Raw genomic sequence first — 18,899 nt, forward strand, 5'->3', positions numbered from 1 at the left:
GCGTGTCCGATCTTCACCCTTGCGCACGTCCTCACGCCAAGGGAATACCCACCCAACAACATCGGAAAGCGAGCGGTTGTATCGTCGACTTGGTCAACACCCGTCAGGGCTGGCGCCACTTAGACAAAAACGGTTCACGTACGCAGGAACGGCAGGCGAGATGACCGCGCAGGACGAAGCCCCAGAGCTGGAAGTATGGATCGACCAGGATCTGTGCACCGGGGACGGCATCTGTGCGCAGTACGCGCCGGAGGTCTTCGAGCTCGACATCGATGGTCTGGCCTACGTCAAGAGCACCGATGACGAGCTGCTCCAGGACAAGGGGGCCACAACGCCCGTCCCTCTGAAGCTGCTCGATGACGTGCGGGATTCCGCGAAGGAGTGCCCCGGGGACTGCATCCACGTCCGCCGCGTCAAGGACCTGGTCGAGGTCTACGGCCCGGACGCGGAGTAGCCCGGCCGGAGCGGAGCGCCCCCGGGCGCGCACACCGTGTGACCGGTCAGACGCGCCGGGTGCTCACGGCGGCGGGGAGTTCGCTCTGGACGAACTTCCCGCCCTTCCATTGCCACTTGACGCTCTTGCGCACGTCCGGGCAGCAGCGCGGGACGTCGCGCGCGGAGTAGCCCAGGACCGCCGCCGAGATCGCGCCATCCTTGACGGCCAGGGTTTGGACGCTGCGCTGCTGCGCGGGCGCGAGGAGTGTCGCCACGACCCTCGGGGCGGCCCGGCGCCCGGACGGCTGCGCGAGGACGTAGACACCGCTGGGCGGGGAGCCCGTCCCGCTGTGGCAGCGGACCACCGCGACGGTCTCGGTCGTGCCGTCGCCGTCGAGGTCTCCGGAGGCCTTTTTCACCACGTCGAGGCGGTTGGGGCCGCAGTCGACCGGAAAGCTCACCTTGCTGGGGTCGGGGGCCGCGGCGGGGTGCCCGCCGGCGGCGGCAGCGGGGGTGGTCGTGGCCGTGGCGTCGGGGGGCTGGACGAAGGACGCGGCCGCGACGACCGCCGAGATGGCGGTGGCGGTGGCGAGCCAGTGCATGGGGCGCGGCTGGGTGTGCAAGAGGTCCTGGCCTGCCATGGGCTGCACGCGGGCTAACTCCTGTGAAGTGCTGTGGCGGTGGGAGTGCCCAGCATCGTTCCACAGGAGGGGGCGGCAAGGAACCAGCAGGGCCGGAGTTTTCCGTGCAGATCCAGGGTGGAAACGGAGCGGCGCCGCCGGCGGATTCCCGTGCGGGAACTCGTCGGCGGCGCCTGGTGGTTCGTTGGCCGGTTCCGGACGGTCAGCCGCGGTCGGTGGAGCCGCCCCCGGATGCCGCCGCCGCGTCCTTGCCGGGGCCCGTGTAGTCCTCGCCGTACGCGCCCTTGGCGGGGCGGCGGCGGCGCAGCGGGGGCTCAACGCCGTCCGCGAGGCGGCGGGCGGTCAGCAGGAAGCCGGTGTGGCCGATCATGCGGTGGTCCGGGCGGACGGCGAGGCCCTCGACGTGCCAGGTGCGGACCATGGTTTCCCAGGCCGACGGCTCGTTGAAGGTGCCGTGCTCGCGGATCGCCTCGACGGTGCGGGCCATCTGCGTCGTCGTCGCGACGTAGGCGCAGAGGATGCCACCGGGAACCAGGGCCTTGGAGACGGCCTCCAGGCACTCCCAGGGGGCGAGCATGTCGAGGATGACGCGGTCGACGTCGGTGTCGGAGAGGTTGTCCTGGAGGTCACCGACGGTGAGCGTCCATGCGGGGTGCGGACCGCCGAAGTAGCGCTCCACGTTCTGCGTGGCGATCTCGGCGAAGTCGGCGCGGCGCTCGTAGGAGTGCAGCATGCCGTCGTCGCCGATGGCGCGCAGCAGGAAGCTGCTGAGCGATCCGGAGCCCACACCCGCCTCGACGACGCGGGCGCCGGGGAAGATGTCGGCCATCGCCAGGATCTGCCCCGCGTCCTTGGGGTAGACCACGGCGGCGCCGCGGGGCATGGACAGGACGTAGTCGGGGAGCAGCGGGCGCAGCGCGAGGTAGGCGACGTTCCCGGTGGTACGGACAACGCTGCCCTCGGGAGCACCGATCAGCTCGTCGTGGGGGAAGGCTCCCTTGTGGGTGTGGAAGCTTTTTCCCTCTTCGAGCGTGAAGGTGTAGTGGCGTCCCTTGGGGTCGGTGAGCTGGACCTGGTCCCCGACCTTGAAGGGCCCGCGACGGCGGGCGGCACCGGTCGGTTCGGACATGTGACCAGCCTACCGGCCCGTCGGGGCCGCGCCGACCAGTGGGCGGGCGCTGCGGGGCCGAGGGGCGGCCGGGCCCTACGACCCGACCTTCCGGGCCATGGCCGAGACGAAGGCCCGCTCGACGTCGCCGGTGGACAGCACGCCGTAGATCTCACCGGTCTCCTCGACGACGAGGTACTCGGTGGCGGGGGTGGCCCGCAGGTATTCCAGGAGGTCCTCGCCGGCGAGTTCGGCGGAGACCCGCATACCGTCCTTGAGGTCCTGGGAGAGGGTGCCGACGGGGACCCAGGGGCGACGGTGGTCGGGGACACCGACGATGGCGGCCTCACGGACCAGGGCGGTGGGCGTGCCCTGGCGGTCGACGACCACCAGGGCGCGGGCGCCGGCGTCGTTGGCGCGGCGCAGCGCCTCGGAGAGCGGGGTGTCGGTCTCGACGGGGACGGCGCGCCGGGTCAGGGTGCGGGCGGTGAGGTCGGGGAGGCGTTCGCGCAGCCGGGCCATGCGCAGGCTGTTGCCGGCGCCGGTCCAGATGATGGCGGCGAGGATCGCGGCGAGCAGCGCGTCGGTGAGCGAGTCGGCGCCGCCGATCTCGGGGCGGGCGGTGCCGAGGGCGCCCGTGTGGGTCAGCAGCGGCAGTCCGATGAGGACGGTGACGGCGAGCGCGCGGCCGACCCAGGCGGCGGCGATGGTGCCGCTCATGGGACGGCCGGTGATCTTCCAGACCAGGGCGCGCAGCATCCGGCCGCCGTCCAGCGGGAGGCCGGGCAGCAGGTTGAAGACCGCGACGATGAGGTTGGAGATCATCAGGCCCGCGAGCAGGACCCCGGGGACGGTGCCGGGCTCGACCAGCTGCATGCCCGCGTAGAAGACCCCGGCGAGGACGAGGGAGAGCAGCGGGCCGACGAAGGCGAGGACGAACTCCCTGCCGGGGGTCTCGGTCTCCTTCTCGATCTCCGAGACGCCGCCGAAGAACTGGAGCTGGATGCGGCGTACGGGGAGCTTGAAGCGGATCGCGGCGACGGTGTGGGCCAGCTCGTGGACGAGCACCGAGGCGTAGAAGGCGACGGCGAAGAAGAGCGAGACCAGATAGCGCGCTGCGCCGAGCTCGGGCAGCACGCGCTCCAGCTGGCCGCCGAAGACCCAGGTGATCAGGGCGGCGACGAGGAACCAGCTGGGCGCCACGTAGACGGGCACGCCGAAGGGACGGCCCATCAGGATGCCGCCGCCGCTCTTCTTCTTGCCCGGAGTGGGCCCCTTCGGTGCGTTGTTGCGCTCGGGCGGCTCGGGCGGCTGGGGCCGCACGGACTCCTCGGGGTCCTGCGACTTCCCGCTCTCGTCCACGGCGTCCCCTCATTGACTACGGCATTCGCCCCTGCTCGGCCTGATATCTCGATCATGCAGGGCGAAGGGGTCCGCCGTCGATGGTATGCGGAGCGGCCCGGCCCGGTCGGCCGCGGGGCCCAGGGAGACCCCGTTGCGCCGGTGACCCGTCCGCGCCTGTCAGTGGCGGGCCGTAGGGTTTTGTGGCATGGGATGGAGCACGGAGCAGGCCGGGGCGGACACGCAGAGTGGGCGGAGCGGCGGCGAGCCGGGCGCGGCGGCGGCCGGGGCGGGGCCGGGCGACGGGGAGCGGGCGCGGCCGCCGGTGGCGCTGTCGCCGTCGCGGGCGAGCGATTTCATGCAGTGCCCGCTGCTGTACCGCTTCCGGGTGATCGACCGGCTGCCGGAGAAGCCGAGCGCGGCGGCGACCCGGGGGACGGTCGTCCATGCGGTGCTGGAGCGGCTCTTCGACGCTCCGGCGGCGGAGCGTACGGCGGCCGGGGCGCGGGCGATGGTGCCGGGCGAGTGGGAGAAGCTGCTCGCCAAGCGGCCGGAGCTGGCCGAGCTGTTCGCGGACGATACGGAGGGCGTGCGGCTGGCGGGGTGGCTGGCGGAGGCCGAGGCGCTGGTGGAGCGGTGGTTCTCGCTGGAGGACCCGACGCGTCTGGAGCCGGCGGACCGTGAGCTGTATGTGGAGACGGTGCTGGATTCGGGGCTTCAGCTGCGGGGCTTCATCGACCGGGTGGATGTCGCGCCGACCGGCGAGGTGCGGATCGTCGACTACAAGACCGGCAAGGCGCCGCGGCCGCAGTTCGCCGAGGGCGCGCTGTTCCAGATGAAGTTCTACGCCCTGGTGGTGTGGCGGCTGCGCGGTGTGGTGCCGCGGCGGCTTCAGCTGGTCTATCTGGGCAGCGGCGATGTGGTGACGTACGACCCGGTCGAGGCCGATCTGCGGGGCGTGGAGCGGAAGTTGCTGGCGCTGTGGGAGGCGATCCAGCTGGCGACGGTGAGCGGCGACTGGCGGCCGCGGCCGACGAAGCTGTGCGGCTGGTGCGACCACCAGGCGCACTGTCCGGAATTCGGCGGCACTCCCCCGGTGTATCCGCTCCAGGTCCGCCCGGCCGAGGGCGGTGTGCCGCCGCAGGGCAGAATGGGAGACATCTAACGAAGGAGAGCTCGTGGCCATCCGCGTCCTGCTGGTCGACGACCAGCCCCTGCTGCGTACGGGATTCCGGATGATTCTGGAGGCGGAGCAGGATCTGGCGGTCGTCGGGGAGGCCGGGGACGGCCTCCAGGCACTGGAGCAGGTGCGGGCGCTTCAGCCCGATGTGGTGCTGATGGACATCCGGATGCCCCGGATGGACGGGGTCGAGGCGACCCGGCAGATCACCGGCCCGGCGAAGGACGGCCCGGCGAAGGTGCTGGTGCTGACGACCTTCGATCTGGACGAGTATGTCGTCGAGGCGCTGCGGGCGGGGGCGAGCGGCTTTCTGCTCAAGGACGCGCCGGCCAATGAGCTGGTGCAGGCGATCCGGGTGGTGGCGGCGGGCGAGGCGATGCTCGCGCCGAGCATCACCCGCCGGCTGCTGGACAAGTACGCGGGCCATCTGCCGTCGGGCGAGGAGCCGGTGCCGGACACCCTGCACACGCTCACCGAGCGCGAGGTGGAGGTGCTGAAGCTGGTCGCCCGCGGTTTGTCGAACGCGGAGATCGCCGCGGATCTGTTCGTGAGCGAGACGACCGTCAAGACGCATGTGGGGCATGTGCTGACGAAGCTGGGGCTGCGCGACCGGGTGCAGGCGGCGGTGTACGCGTACGAGAGCGGTCTGGTGCGCCCCGGCGCGCAGTAGGACGGCGGGGGCCTGACGGCCCGGCAGACGGACGACGGCGGGGGGGGGGGGGGGGGGGGGGGTTGGTTTTTGTTCCCCCCCCCCCCCCCCCCCCCCCCCCCCCCCCCCCGCCGTGGTGTGCAGGCGTCCGGTCAGTCCTCGGCCGGCTTGCTGATCTCCCAGAAGCGGAAGACGGTCGACGGGTCCAGGGTCCATTCCAGACCGGAGATCCCTTCCCGGGCCACCGCGTACTGCTTGCCCTGCCAGATCGGGATCATCGGCACGTCCTCGGCGACGATGTCCTGGAGCTCCCGGAACTGGTCCTTGGTGGCGCCGCGGTTCGGCTGGTCGGCCGTCTTGGGCAGCAGCCGGCCGGTGATGGTGGGCGAGCTGTAGTTGTTGGCCACCACACTGTCCTTGCCGAAGAACGGCGCGGTGAAGTTGTCGGGGTCCGGATAGTCGGGGACCCAGCCCTTGACGTAGGCGCCGAACTTGCCGTCGGCCATGCCCTGCTCGTACTCCTGGGTGGGCAGGGTCCGCACCTTGGCGTTGAACAGCCCGCTGGCGTTGAGCTGTTGGGCGATCTCCTCGAAGGCCGGGACGGTGCCGGGGCCGTAGCGCTCGGGGGTGGCCCACAGCGTGAGCGGCACCTTGCCGTTGTAGCCGGCGGAGCGGAGCGCATCCTTCGCCTTGTCGGGCTTCGGGCGGTCGCCGTAGGTGTTGAAGAAGGAGGTGCTGTGGCCCGTGATGCCGGCCGGGACGATCGAGTACAGCGGCATCGCGGTGCGCTGGTAGACGTCCCGGACCAGGGTCGAGCGGTCCAGGAGGTAGGCGATCGCCTTACGGACGCCGAGCTTGCCGGCGACCGGGTCCTTGAGGTTGAAGACCAGGTGCATGACCTCGGCGCTGGCGCCCTCGACGACCTGGGTGCCGTGCTGCTGCGACAGCGAGGCGTTGTTCAGCTCCGCGATGTCCTTCATGGCCAGACCGCGGTAGGCGACATCGACGTCGCCCTTCTCGACGGACTTCTTGAGCGCGTCGGGAGCGTTGAAGAACTTCACGGTCATGCCGGAGTTCTTGACCTTGGCCGGGCCCTTGTAGGAGCCGTTGACGGCGAAGACGGCCTTCTGGGAGTTGTAGTCCTTGAGGGTGTAGACGCCCGAGCCGACGGCCTTGCCGTCGGTGCGCAGCCGGTCGGCGGGGTACTCCGCGTGGTCGACGATGGAGCCGGCGCCGGAGGCTATCTTCATGGGGAAGGTCGCGTCGGGCGTCTTCAGCCGGAAGACCACGGTCTTGGAGTCCGGGGCATCGACCTTGTCGAGCGCGGCGAACATCACGGCCGGGCCGTCCTTGTCCTTGATGCGCTTGATGCGGTCGAAGGAGAACTTGACGTCCTTGGCCGCCAGCGGGTGGCCGTTACTGAAGGTGAGTCCGTCCTTCAGGGTGCAGCGGTAGACCTTGCTCTCCCTGTCGGTGAACCCGCAGCGCTCGGCGGCCTCCGGCTCGGGAGTGGTGCCTCCCTTGGGGAAGCTCAGCAGGGACTGGAAGACATTGTTGAACATCAGCCAGGAGCCCGGGTCGTAGCCGGACGCGGGGTCGGTGGAGACGAACTTGTCCGTCATTCCCATGACCACGGGCTCGCCGTTGCCGGCCGCCCCCGAGTCGTCCGTGCCGCACCCGGCGACCGCGAGCAGAGCTGTGGTCAGCCCCGCCCCGATCGGGGCGGCCAGCCACTGGTCACGCTTCCTCACTAAACGGTCCTCACGTTCTGGGTCGTGCCTGTCGGGCCGCGGTGGGGAGGCCGCGGCGGTGGTGTGCTGTACGGGTCGCATCCGCCGGCTCAGTCGGCGACGCCGCGGCTGAGCTCCCAGATCTGGAGGCCCGATGCGGAGTTGAGGGCCCATTCGAGGCCCGTGATGTCATCGCGGGCGGCCACGTACTGCTTGCCCTGCCAGAGCGGGAGGAGCGGTACGTCGTCGGCGATGATGTCCTGCGCCTGCTTGAAGTCGGCTCCCGCGGCGTTGCGGTCGGACTGCTGGCGGCTGGACGGGATCAGCTGCGACTCGATCTTACCGTTGCGGTAAGGGGAGCCGAGGAAGTTCTGCTTGCCGATGAAGGGCGCGATGTAGTTGTCGGCATCCGGGATGTCCGGGAACCAGCCCATGTTGTAGACGGAGTACTTGCCGTCCAGGGCGTCGGTGCGGAACTGCTGCCAGCTGTCGACACCCTTGATGCTGATGTCGAACAGCTTGGTGCGGTTGAGCTGGCTCTGTAGCGCACGGACCTCCTTCACGGTGCTGGATCCGTAGTGGTTCGTGGTGTACGTGAGGGTGAACTTCACCGGAGAGGTGATGTTCGCCTGCCGCAGCGTCTTGCGGGCGGCCGCGACATCGGGGTCCCCGTACTTGTTGAAGAACGAGTTGATGTGCCCGGTGAGGCCCGTGGGCACCATCGAGAACAGCGGGTCACCGGTGTACCCGTAGACGTTCCGCACCAGGTCCGAGCGGTTGATGAGCTGCGCCATCGCCTGCCGTACGGCCTTGTTGGAGACGGCCGGGTCCTTGGTGTTGAAGGCCAGGTAGCGGATCTCCTGACCGGGCATCTCCTGGAGCATGATGCCCTTGTCGCGGGCGTTCTTCAGGCCCTTGACCTGGGCGGGCGCCAGACCACGGTTCATCACGTCGATGCTGCCCCTGCGCAGCGCCTTCTCCGTGGTCACCGAGTCGTTGAAGAAGCGCATCTCGACCTTTTCATTCCTCGCCTGCACCCCGCCCTTGTAGGCGGGGTTCTTGGTGAAGACGGCCTTGGTGATGCGGTTGTCGCTGCGCTCGGTCTTGAGGGTGTACGGGCCGGAGCCGACCACGTCGAAACCGCTGTAGAGGCGGCCCTTGGGGTACACCTCGGGGTCGACGATCGCCGCGGCGGGCGTGGTGAGCTTCTGCGGGAAGGTGGCGTCCGGCTTCTTGAGGTGGAAGACCACCTCGCTGTCGCTGGGCGTCTCGACCTTGTCGATGCCGTCGAGCAAAGACACCGGACCATTGGTGTTGTTGATGGTCTTCATGCGGTCGATGGAGAACTTGACGTCCTGCGCCGTCAGGGCATGCCCGTTCGAAAACTTCAGGCCGTCACGCAGAGTGCAGCGGTACTGCTCGTTCTGGGTGTCCCGGAACCCGCAGGACCGGGCGGCCTCGGGCACCGGGGCGGTCCCGGACCGGGGCAGCCGCAGCAGCGTCTGGAGCGTGCTGCGCAGGACGTTCCACGCGTCGACGTCGTAGGCCTGCGACGGGTCGAGCGGCGCGGGGGCCGCCTTCGTCGCCTCGATGTGGGTGGCGACACCCACGACGATCGGATCGACACCCTCGCCGGCGCCGTCCGAGCTGCCGCAGGCAGCAAGAACGGGGGCGAGGAGACCGGCCAGCGCCGGCAGCACCAGGGTCTTGCGATTCATCGTCGGCGGGTTCCTTATCAGCGCAGCAGTGTTGCTCGCGTCGACATTAGTAGGAACGGCCAGCCGCATTGGGACTCAATGGAGTTGTATCGATATGGCATCTGGATAACGATGGCAAGCTGCTCGATATCCGGACGGCGGAACGATTCACACGTTGCTCCACCAATCCGGACACTTACCCCCGCGCAAAGCCTCCTGGGGACCCCCTGGAACACCTGTGGGGCCCGCTGTCGACGGCCCGGCACGTGAGAAACGTCACGCGTTCAAGGGTCCATGGCGAAGCAACAATTCAGTCAGCGCATTCGTCACGGAAAATGAGCGGGCCGCTCCCCTCGGTTCCCGTCGCCTTTCCCGGAGTACGCTCAGTGCACAGCGCCACGGCTTTCCGTGATGAGCGTCCGGAGAAATGGGAGATCAACTTCTTCGAGCGAACGGACGACCGTACGCCCCAGGGCCGGCGGGATCGGCGTCACCGAGGGCACCGCGACGACCGGGCAGCCCGCCGCCTCCCCCGCCGTCACCCCGGTCAGGGTGTCCTCGATGACCGCACAGCACTCCGGGTCCGCCCCCAGCCGCGCGGCGGCCGTCAGATACGGGTCGGGGTGCGGCTTGGTGCGCTCCAGGTCATCGCCCGCCAGGGTCAGCCGGAAGTTCTCCGGGCCGAGTGAGTGCAGCATCTGGTCGACGATGGCGCGGTGCGAGGCGGAGACCAGGGCGGTGGGGATCCCGTGCGCGGCCAGCTCGGCCAGCAGCCTGCGGGCGCCCGGCATCAGCGGGACACCGCGCCCGATCCGCGCCAGGAAGGCGGCGTTGAGCAGCACGCTGAGCTCGGTCAGGCTGATGTCAACGCCGGTGACCTGAATCAGATAGCCGGCACTGCGGGTCATCGGACCGCCCACCACGACCTCGCGGTGCGCGTCGTCGAGGATGTGCCCGAGCTCGGCGAAGACCTCCGCCTCCGCCTCCCACCAGAAGCCCTCGGTGTCGACGAGGGTGCCGTCCAGATCGAGGAATACGGCCTGGAGGGTCGCGGCTTCGGCCGTCCGGGTGCCGACTGCGGGGATGCTGCTGGTCATCCATCCACCTCCAACTGCGACGTCCCCCAAGGGACGAAAGGGCCGGTCGCCATCCCCGGCTGGGGATACGACCGGCCGCCACCGGACCGATAAGTGTACGACGGTACGGGCCGGAATGCGTGGTGATACAGGTCAGGGCCGTCCCGGGGCACTGCCCGGGACGGCCCTGACCTGCTCACGCAGAGTTACTGTTTGGTGCCGCCGTGGTGCTGCCGCGACCGGAGGCCATGTCTCGGCTCCGATCCCGGCGTCCGCCCGTTACCGCGCGTTGAAGTACTTGGCTTCCGGGTGGTGGATGACGATGGCGTCGGTGGACTGCTCCGGGTGGAGCTGGAACTCCTCGGAGAGCTCGACACCGATCCGCGCCGGCTCCAGGAGGTCGGCGATCTTGGCGCGGTCCTCCAGGTCGGGGCAGGCGCCGTAGCCCAGCGAGAAGCGCGCGCCGCGGTACTTGAGCGCGAACATGTCCTCGACGTCCTGGGGGTCCTCACCCGCGAAGCCCAGCTCGGCGCGGACCCGGGCGTGCCAGTACTCGGCCAGCGCCTCGGCCAACTGGACGGACAGACCGTGCAGTTCGAGGTAGTCGCGGTAGGAGTTGGCCTCGAAGAGCTCGGCGGTGGCGGCGCCGATCCGCGAGCCGACGGTGACGACCTGGAGGCCGACGACATCGGTCTCGCCGGACTCCTCCGGGCGGAAGTAGTCGGCCAGGCACAGCCGCCGGCCGCGGCGCTGCCGGGGGAAGGTGAAGCGGGTGCGCTCGGTGCCGTCCTCGTGCAGCAGGATCAGGTCCTCGCCCTTGGACACACAGGGGAAGTAGCCGTGCACGACGGCGGCTTCGAGCAGGTTCTCGGTCTGGAGCTTGTCGAGCCAGCCGCGCAGCCGCGGGCGGCCCTCGGTCTCCACCAGCTCCTCGTACGTCGGCCCCTCGCCGGTGCGGGCCTGCTTGAGGCCCCACTGGCCCTTGAACAGCGCGCCCTCGTCCAGCCAGGAGGCGTAGTCGGCCAGCTGGATGCCCTTGACGACCCGGGTGCCCCAGAACGGCGGCGTCGGGACGGGGTTGTCGACGGCCACGTCGGAACGCACCGCGCCCTCGGGCTCCTCGACCTCCGGCACGGCGGTGTCCCGCTTGGGCACCCGGCGCTGCTTGAGCTCGGGGAGGCTGGCGCCGGGCACCCCGCGCTTGACCGCGATCAGGGCGTCCATCAGGCGCAGCCCCTCGAAGGCGTCCCGGGCGTAGCGGACCTCGCCCTCGTAGATCTCGTGCAGGTCCTGCTCGACGTAGGCGCGGGTCAGGGCGGCGCCGCCCAGGATGACGGGGAAGTCGGCCGCCATCTTGCGCTGGTTGAGCTCCTCCAGGTTCTCCTTCATGATCACCGTGGACTTGACCAGCAGTCCGGACATCCCGATGACATCGGCCCTGTGCTCCTCGGCGGCTTCCAGGATCGCCGAAACCGGCTGCTTGATGCCGAGGTTGACGACGTTGTAGCCGTTGTTGGACAGGATGATGTCGACGAGGTTCTTGCCGATGTCATGGACGTCGCCGCGGACGGTGGCCAGCACGATGGTGCCCTTGCCCTCGTCGTCGGACTTCTCCATGTGCGGCTCCAGGTAGGCCACCGCGCTCTTCATGACCTCGGCGGACTGCAGCACGAACGGCAGCTGCATCTGACCGGATCCGAACAGCTCACCGACGACCTTCATACCCGCCAGGAGGGTCTCGTTGACGATGTCGAGCGCGGGCCGCTCCCCCAGCGCCTCGTCGAGGTCCGCCTCCAGGCCGTTCTTCTCACCGTCGATGATGCGCCGCTGGAGGCGCTCGTCCAGCGGCAGGGCCAGCAGCTCCTCGGCCTTGCCGGCCTTCAGCGACTTGGCGGTGGCGCCCTCGAACAGCTCCATCAGCTTCTGGAGCGGGTCATAGCCCTCGCTGCGCCGGTCGTAGATCAGGTCGAGGGCGGTCTTGACCTGCTCCTCCTCCAGGCGCGCGATCGGCAGGATCTTGCTCGCGTGCACGATCGCCGAGTCCAGACCGGCCTTGACGCACTCGTCGAGGAACACGGAGTTCAGCACGATCCGGGCGGCCGGGTTCAGACCGAAGGAGATGTTCGACAGGCCCAGGGTCGTCTGGACGTCCGGGTGACGCTTCTTCAGCTCCCGGATCGCCTCGATGGTGGCGATGCCGTCCTTGCGGGACTCCTCCTGGCCGGTGCAGATGGTGAAGGTCAGACAGTCGATGAGGATGTCGCACTCATGAATGCCCCAGTTGCCGGTCAGATCGTCGATCAGCCGCTCGGCGATGGCGACCTTGTGCTCGGCGGTGCGGGCCTGGCCCTCCTCGTCGATGGTCAGCGCGATCAGCGCCGCACCGTGCTCCGCCGCCAGCGCCGTGACCTTGGCGAACCGCGACTCGGGCCCGTCGCCGTCCTCGTAGTTGACGGAGTTGATCACGGCACGGCCGCCGAGCTTCTCCAGGCCGGCCTGGATGACGTTCAGCTCCGTGGAGTCCAGCACCACGGGCAGGGTGGAGGCGGTGGCGAACCGGCCGGCCAGCTCCTCCATGTCCGCGACGCCGTCCCGGCCGACGTAGTCGACGCACAGGTCGAGCATGTGGGCGCCCTCGCGGATCTGGTCGCGGGCCATCTCCACACAGTCGTCCCAGCGCCCGTCCAGCATCGCCTCGCGGAACTTCTTCGACCCGTTGGCGTTGGTCCGCTCGCCGATCGCCAGGTAGGAGGTGTCCTGGCGGAAGGGCACCGTCTGGTAGAGCGAGGCGGCGCCCGGCTCGGGGCGCGGCTCGCGCGGCGGCGGGGCGATGCCGCGGACCCGCTCGACGACCTGGCGCAGATGCTCGGGGGTGGTGCCGCAGCAGCCGCCGACCAGCGACAGGCCGTACTCGCCGACGAAGGTCTCCTGGGCGTCGGCCAGCTCGGCGGCGGTCAGCGGGTAGTGCGCGCCGTCCTTGCCCAGGACGGGCAGGCCCGCGTTGGGCATGCAGGCGATCGGGACCCGGGAGTGCCGGGCCAGGTAGCGCAGGTGCTCGCTCATCTCGGCCGGGCCGGTGGCGCAGTTCAGGCCGATCATGTCGATGCCCAGCGGCTCCAGCGCCGTCAGCGCCGCGCCGATCTCGGAGCCCAGCAGCATCGTGCCGGTCGTCTCGACGGTGACCGAGCAGATGACCGGGAGGTCGGCGCCGGTGGCCTTCAGGGCGCGGCGGGCGCCGAGGATGGCGGCCTTGGTCTGCAGCAGGTCCTGGGTGGTCTCCACCAGCAGCGCGTCCGCACCGCCGGCGATCATGCCCTCGGCGTTCTGCTGGTAGGCGTCACGCAAGGTGACGTAGGGGGCGTGGCCGAGGGTGGGGAGCTTGGTGCCGGGGCCCATGGAGCCGAGCACATAGCGCTGCTGCCCGGTCGAGGCGGTGAACTCGTCGGCGACCTCGCGGGCGATGCGGGCACCGGACTCCGACAGCTCGAAGACCCGCTCGGGGATGTCGTACTCGGCCAGCGCGGCGAAGTTCGCGCCGAAGGTGTTGGTCTCCACGCAGTCGACACCGACCGCGAAGTACTCCTCGTGCACGGACCGCACGATGTCGGGCCGGGTCACATTGAGGATCTCGTTGCAGCCCTCCAGCTGCTGGAAGTCCTCCATGGACGGATCCTGCGCCTGAAGCATGGTGCCCATCGCGCCGTCGGCCACCACCACCCGCGAGGCCAGGGCCTCCCGCAGGGATGTGGCGCGGGACGTGCTGATGGACGTTGGCGTGTTCGAGGCCATGGAGATGCTCCCGTGGTTGCGACGGCTGTCGGCTTTGCACCCTCCTCCAGAGGGCGCACCCGGCCAGCGTAGCTGCCGGTCCGGTACACGTGTTCCCCGTTTCACGCCGTGGACAGCACCACTCCACCCCCCTGCCTGCACTATCCGTCTTCGTTGACAGACTCCGGTGCGTTTATCAAGAAACGCGAGATCGCTGACTCCAGTCGGCATGGACCGATATCGTTCAGCATTGTCGAACCGCATACTTCCGGAGGTTGCCCGATGGCACGCACCATCCAGTCGCTGGAGCGCGCCGCAGCGATGCTGCGGCTGCTCGCAGGAGGGGAACGGCGGCTGGGGCTCTCCGACATCTCCTCCTCACTGGGACTGGCCAAGGGCACCGCGCACGGCATCCTGCGCACGCTCCAGCAGGAGGGCTTCGTCGAGCAGGACGCCGCCTCCGGCCGCTATCAGCTGGGCGCGGAGCTGCTCCGGCTGGGCAACAGCTACCTGGACGTGCACGAGCTGCGGGCCCGCGCCCTCGTATGGACCGACGATCTGGCCCGCTCCAGCGGCGAGGCGGTCTATCTGGGCGTCCTGCACCAGCAGGGCGTACTGATCGTCCATCACGTCTTCCGGCCGGACGACAGCCGGCAGGTGCTGGAGGTGGGCGCGATGCACCCGCTGCACAGCACCTCGCTGGGCAAGGTGCTGTGCGCGTACGACCCGGTCGCGCACAGCGAGGTCGTCGAGGCGGAGCGGGAGGCGATCACGCCGCGCACCGTGACGGGCCTGGGGGACATCGAGGGGCTGCTGGACCTGACCCGGGCGCGCGGCTGGGCGGCGGACGTGGAGGAGACCTGGGAGGGGGTGGCCTCGGTGGCCGCGCCGATCCACGACCGGCGGCGGATGCCGGTGGGCGCGGTGGGCATCACGGGGGCGGTGGAGCGGGTCTGCAACGACGGCGAACTGCGGCCGGAAATCATCGCCGCTGTGAGGGATTGCGCACGCGCGGTGTCCCGTGATCTTGGCGCAGGGCGATTCTGACCAGATTCACCCCTTAAGTTCACCTAAGTTTTTCGCCACGGAACCCTTGACGGGGTTCTACCGGTGAACAAAACTGCCGTTCGTCGGTCGGCATTGTCGAACACCTAACGGCAATATTCGCTATGGTGGGGCATTGCCGCGGGCCGACCACCGCCCTCTAGGAGGGTGCGGACCACCGGACGGGACCCGGGGTTCGCCTTCCCCTGGACGAAGGACAAAGGAGTCGCGGGTGTCCAGCTCCGACATCTTCATCAGCGAGACCATCGGTACCGCTGTTCTGCTGTTGCTCGGCGGTGGCGTCTGCGCCGCCGTCACGTTCAAGCGCTCCAAGGCGTTCAACGCCGGATGGGTCGCCATCGCCTTCGGGTGGGGCTTCGCCGTCCTCACGGGTGCCTACATCGCCGCGAAGTCCGGCGCACACCTCAACCCTGCGGTCACCATCGGCATCGCCATTCAGGGCGGCATCGAGTGGAGCCAGGTGCCGGTCTACCTGGCCGGCGAGATGCTCGGCGCCATGATCGGCGCGGTCCTGGTGTGGATCACCTACATGGGGCAGTTCCAGGCCCATCTGAGTGACCCCGAGGTCCTGGCCGACCACACCAGCGAGGAGGGCCTGGTCGACCAGTCGGCCGCGCCGAAGGCCGGACCGGTCCTCGGCATCTTCTCCACCGGTCCGGAGATCCGGAACGTGGCGCAGAACCTGCTCACCGAGATCATCGCCACCGTCGTACTCGTGCTGTCGATCCTCACCCTCGGGCTGAGCGACAACGGCAAGGGCGTCGGCGTCATCGGCACGCTCCTGGTCGCCCTGGTCGTCACCGGCATCGGTCTGTCGCTGGGCGGTCCGACCGGGTACGCCATCAACCCGGTCCGTGACCTCGGTCCGCGCATCGTGCACGCACTTCTGCCGCTGCGGAACAAGGGCGGTTCAGACTGGGGCTACGCCTGGATCCCGGTCGTCGGCCCGCTCATCGGCGGAGCCCTCGCCGGAGGCCTCTACCAGGTGGCGTTCGCCTGAGCCGCCGGACCGATCCGTCTCCGCCCGCACAGACTTCTTGGAGCAAGCCATGAGCGACACCCCCAGCACCTCCTCGCACGGCCACGGCCCGTTCATCGCGGCCATCGACCAGGGCACCACGTCCAGCCGCTGCATCGTCTTCGACAAGGACGGCCGGATCGTCTCGGTCGACCAGAAGGAGCACGAGCAGATCTTCCCGAAGCCGGGCTGGGTGGAGCACGACGCCACCGAGATCTGGGCCAACGTCCAGCAGGTCGTCGACAGCGCCGTCCACAAGGCCGGGCTGACCGCCGCCGACGTCAAGGCGATCGGTATCACCAACCAGCGCGAGACCACCGTCCTGTGGGACCGGACCACCGGTGAGCCGGTCCACAACGCCATCGTCTGGCAGGACACCCGCACCGACGCGCTCTGCAAGGAGCTCGGCCGCAACGTCGGCCAGGACCGCTTCCGCCGCGAGACCGGTCTGCCGCTGGCCTCGTACTTCGCCGGTCCGAAGATCCGCTGGCTGCTCGACAACGTCGAGGGCCTGCGCGAGCGCGCCGAGCGCGGCGACATCCTCTTCGGCACCATGGACTCCTGGGTCATCTGGAACCTCACCGGCGGTGTCGACGGCGGTGTGCACGTCACCGACGTCACCAACGCCTCGCGCACCATGCTGATGAACCTCCACGGTCTTCAGTGGGACCCGAAGATCCTCACGTCGATGGAGATCCCGGCGGCCGTCCTGCCGGAGATCAAGTCCTCCTCCGAGGTCTACGGCCGCACCGTCGGCGGCGTGCTGGCCGGCGTCCCGGTCGCCTCGGCGCTCGGTGACCAGCAGGCCGCGCTGTTCGGCCAGACCTGCTTCGAGCAGGGCGAGGCCAAGTCCACGTACGGCACCGGCACCTTCATGCTGATGAACACCGGCCACGAGCCGGTCAACTCGTACAACGGTCTGCTGACCACGGTCGGCTACCGCATCGGTGACCAGCAGCCGGTCTACGCCCTGGAAGGCTCCATCGCCGTCACCGGCTCGCTCGTCCAGTGGATGCGCGACCAGATGGGGCTCATCAACAGCGCGGCCGAGATCGAGACCCTGGCCAGCACGGTCGAGGACAACGGCGGCGCATACTTCGTGCCGGCCTTCTCCGGCCTGTTCGCCCCCTACTGGCGCTCGGACGCGCGCGGTGTCATCGCGGGCCTGACCCGCTATGTCACCAAGGCGCACATCGCGCGTGCCGTGCTTGAGGCCACCGCCTGGCAGACCCGCGAGATCACCGACGCCATGACCAAGGACTCCGGCGTCGAGCTGACCGCGCTCAAGGTCGACGGCGGGATGACCTCCAACAACCTGCTGATGCAGACCATCTCGGACTTCCTGGACGCCCCTGTGGTGCGCCCGATGGTCGCCGAGACCACCTGCCTCGGCGCTGCCTACGCGGCCGGACTGGCCGTCGGCTTCTGGTCCAGCACCGACGAACTGCGCGCCAACTGGCGCCGGGCCGCCGAGTGGACCCCCCGGATGGATGCGGACACCCGTGACCGCGAGTACAAGAGCTGGCTCAAGGCCGTCGAGCGGACCATGGGCTGGATCGAGGACGAGGAGTAAACATGAGCACCCTGCAGAGCGTTCCGGCACTCGGGACGCACCCGGCCAGTGGTTCGCACGCGAGCCGTGCCGAGACCCGGGAGCAGCTTTCCCAGGCGACGTACGACCTCCTGGTGATCGGCGGCGGCATCCTGGGCATCTCCACCGCCTGGCACGCCGCACAGGCCGGACTGCGGGTGGCCCTGGTGGACGCCGGTGACTTCGCCGGCGCCACCTCCTCCGCCTCCTCCAAGCTGCTGCACGGCGGTCTGCGTTACCTGCAGACCGGCGCGGTCAAGCTGGTGGCGGAGAACCACTTCGAGCGGCGTGCGGTGTCCCGCCAGGTGGCACCGCACCTCGCCAACCCCCTGACCTTCTACCTGCCCGTTTACAAGGGCGGCCCGCACGGCGCGGCCAAGCTGGGCGCGGGCGTCTTCGCCTACTCGGCGCTGTCCGCGTTCGGCGACGGGGTCGGCCATGTCATATCCCCGGCCAAGGCGCAGCGCGACGTGCCGGAGCTGCGGACGGACAACCTCAAGGCCGTGGCCGTGTACGGCGACGACCAGATGAACGACTCCCGGATGGCCCTGATGACCGTCCGCGCGGCGGCCGCGGCCGGCGCCACGGTCCTCAACCACGCCGAGGTCACCGGACTGCGCTTCACCCAGGGCCGGGTCACCGGCGCGGAGCTCAAGGACCGTACGGACGGCCAGGAGTTCGGCGTCAACGCCCGCCTGGTGCTCAACGCCACCGGCCCGTGGGTGGACCACCTGCGCAAGATGGAGGACCCGAACGCGGCCCCCTCCATCCGGCTGTCGAAGGGCGCCCACCTGGTCCTCAAGCGGACCGCGCCCTGGAAGGCGGCGCTGGCCACCCCGATCGACAAGTACCGCATCACCTTCGCCCTCCCCTGGGAGGACATGCTGCTGCTGGGCACCACGGACGAGGAGTTCGAGGGCAACCCGGCGGATGTCGCGGTCACCGAGAAGGACACCGCCCAGATCCTGGACGAGGCGGCCTTCTCCGTACGTGACCAGCAGCTGTCGCGCGATCTGATCACCTACTCCTTCGCGGGTCTGCGGGTGCTGCCCGGCGGCCCCGGTGACACCTCCAAGGCCAAGCGCGAGACGGTCGTCACCGAGGGCAGCGGCGGCATGCTGTCGGTCGCCGGCGGCAAGTGGACGACCTTCCGGCACATCGGCCGTACGGTCATGAACAAGCTGGCGGCGCTGCCCGGCCACCCGCTGGCCGAGGACATGGAGCCGATCGCGCACCTGCCGAAGAAGCTCCCGCTGCCCGGTATCGCCAACCCGAACGCGGTCGCTCACCGGCTGCTCGTCGACGGCGGCACGCCCGGCCCCCGGATGGCCCCGGAGACCGCGCGGCACCTGGCCACCCACTACGGCTCGCTGTCCTTCGACATCGCCCGGCTGGCGAACGACAACCCGGCGCTGGCCGAGCGCATCCACCCGGACGCCCCGGAGATCTGGGCGCAGGTCGCCTACGCCCGCGACCACGAGTGGGCCGAGACGGTCGACGATGTGCTGCGCCGCCGTACGACCCTGATGATCCGCGGTCTCGACACGGAGGACGTGCGGGCCAAGGTGAAGGACATGCTGGCGGGCTGACGCCGGCACAG

General features: G+C 69.6%; 14 protein-coding genes. 7 read left to right on the top strand and 7 right to left on the bottom strand.

The window, feature by feature from the left end; genetic code table 11:
* Positions 1 to 160 precede the first annotated feature (160 nt).
* The gene (locus tag ACZ4XD_RS12955; RefSeq protein ID WP_042157156.1) at positions 161 to 454 is read left to right on the top strand and encodes a ferredoxin; all 294 of its coding nucleotides are present in this window, start codon (positions 161 to 163) and stop codon (positions 452 to 454) included.
* Positions 455 to 500: 46 nt separating this feature from the next.
* Here the strand turns inward: ACZ4XD_RS12955 and ACZ4XD_RS12960 are convergent, their stop codons facing one another.
* The 3 genes from ACZ4XD_RS12960 to ACZ4XD_RS12970 form a co-directional block, all read right to left on the bottom strand.
* Positions 501 to 1,076: a hypothetical protein gene (locus ACZ4XD_RS12960; RefSeq protein WP_468041485.1), complete on the bottom strand. Its 576-nt coding sequence runs from the start codon at positions 1,074 to 1,076 to the stop codon at positions 501 to 503.
* 202 nt (positions 1,077 to 1,278) lie between these two features.
* Positions 1,279 to 2,205 carry a tRNA (adenine-N1)-methyltransferase gene (locus ACZ4XD_RS12965; protein WP_042157160.1) on the bottom strand — a complete coding sequence of 309 codons (927 nt, stop codon included), beginning with the start codon at positions 2,203 to 2,205 and terminating at the stop codon, positions 1,279 to 1,281.
* Positions 2,206 to 2,280: 75 nt separating this feature from the next.
* The gene (locus ACZ4XD_RS12970; protein WP_468041386.1) at positions 2,281 to 3,546 is read right to left on the bottom strand and encodes a site-2 protease family protein; all 1,266 of its coding nucleotides are present in this window, start codon (positions 3,544 to 3,546) and stop codon (positions 2,281 to 2,283) included.
* Positions 3,547 to 3,733: 187 nt separating this feature from the next.
* Here ACZ4XD_RS12970 and ACZ4XD_RS12975 point away from each other — a divergent pair, with 187 nt between their 5' ends.
* Together ACZ4XD_RS12975 and ACZ4XD_RS12980 are read left to right on the top strand one after the other, a co-directional pair.
* Positions 3,734 to 4,690, top strand: coding sequence for a RecB family exonuclease (locus ACZ4XD_RS12975; RefSeq protein ID WP_468041387.1), 957 nt, complete (start codon positions 3,734 to 3,736; stop codon positions 4,688 to 4,690).
* A 13-nt stretch (positions 4,691 to 4,703) separates the two neighbouring features.
* Entirely contained in the window at positions 4,704 to 5,375 is a 672-nt protein-coding gene (locus ACZ4XD_RS12980) for a response regulator (RefSeq protein WP_018087782.1), read from the top strand.
* A gap of 131 nt (positions 5,376 to 5,506) precedes the next feature.
* Here the strand turns inward: ACZ4XD_RS12980 and ACZ4XD_RS12985 are convergent, their stop codons facing one another.
* The 4 genes from ACZ4XD_RS12985 to metH all read right to left on the bottom strand — a co-directional run bounded on the left by ACZ4XD_RS12985 (position 5,507) and on the right by metH (position 13,646).
* Positions 5,507 to 7,105, bottom strand: a complete 1,599-nt coding sequence (locus tag ACZ4XD_RS12985; RefSeq protein WP_468041388.1) for an ABC transporter substrate-binding protein — start codon at positions 7,103 to 7,105, stop codon at positions 5,507 to 5,509.
* An 89-nt stretch (positions 7,106 to 7,194) separates the two neighbouring features.
* A complete protein-coding gene (locus ACZ4XD_RS12990) occupies positions 7,195 to 8,802 on the bottom strand; it encodes an ABC transporter substrate-binding protein (RefSeq protein WP_468041389.1) in 1,608 nt (535 codons plus the stop codon).
* Positions 8,803 to 9,164: 362 nt separating this feature from the next.
* Positions 9,165 to 9,878 (bottom strand): HAD family hydrolase, encoded by a 714-nt coding sequence (locus ACZ4XD_RS12995; protein WP_468041390.1) that lies wholly within the window; start codon positions 9,876 to 9,878, stop codon positions 9,165 to 9,167.
* A gap of 258 nt (positions 9,879 to 10,136) precedes the next feature.
* The gene (metH, locus tag ACZ4XD_RS13000; RefSeq protein WP_468041391.1) at positions 10,137 to 13,646 is read right to left on the bottom strand and encodes a methionine synthase; all 3,510 of its coding nucleotides are present in this window, start codon (positions 13,644 to 13,646) and stop codon (positions 10,137 to 10,139) included.
* A 261-nt stretch (positions 13,647 to 13,907) separates the two neighbouring features.
* On the opposite strand from metH, the gene ACZ4XD_RS13005 reads away from it, so the two are divergent.
* From ACZ4XD_RS13005 to ACZ4XD_RS13020, 4 genes are all read left to right on the top strand, one after another.
* The gene (locus ACZ4XD_RS13005) at positions 13,908 to 14,672 is read left to right on the top strand and encodes an IclR family transcriptional regulator (protein WP_042157171.1); all 765 of its coding nucleotides are present in this window, start codon (positions 13,908 to 13,910) and stop codon (positions 14,670 to 14,672) included.
* Between the two features lie 229 nt (positions 14,673 to 14,901).
* Positions 14,902 to 15,690, top strand: coding sequence for an MIP/aquaporin family protein (locus ACZ4XD_RS13010; RefSeq protein ID WP_468041392.1), 789 nt, complete (start codon positions 14,902 to 14,904; stop codon positions 15,688 to 15,690).
* Between the two features lie 49 nt (positions 15,691 to 15,739).
* Entirely contained in the window at positions 15,740 to 17,281 is a 1,542-nt protein-coding gene (glpK, locus tag ACZ4XD_RS13015; RefSeq protein ID WP_468041393.1) for a glycerol kinase GlpK, read from the top strand.
* Positions 17,282 to 17,283: 2 nt separating this feature from the next.
* Positions 17,284 to 18,888 carry a glycerol-3-phosphate dehydrogenase/oxidase gene (locus ACZ4XD_RS13020; protein ID WP_468041394.1) on the top strand — a complete coding sequence of 535 codons (1,605 nt, stop codon included), beginning with the start codon at positions 17,284 to 17,286 and terminating at the stop codon, positions 18,886 to 18,888.
* Positions 18,889 to 18,899 lie beyond the last annotated feature (11 nt).

This window comes from Streptomyces sp. NPDC029466, assembly GCF_055574515.1.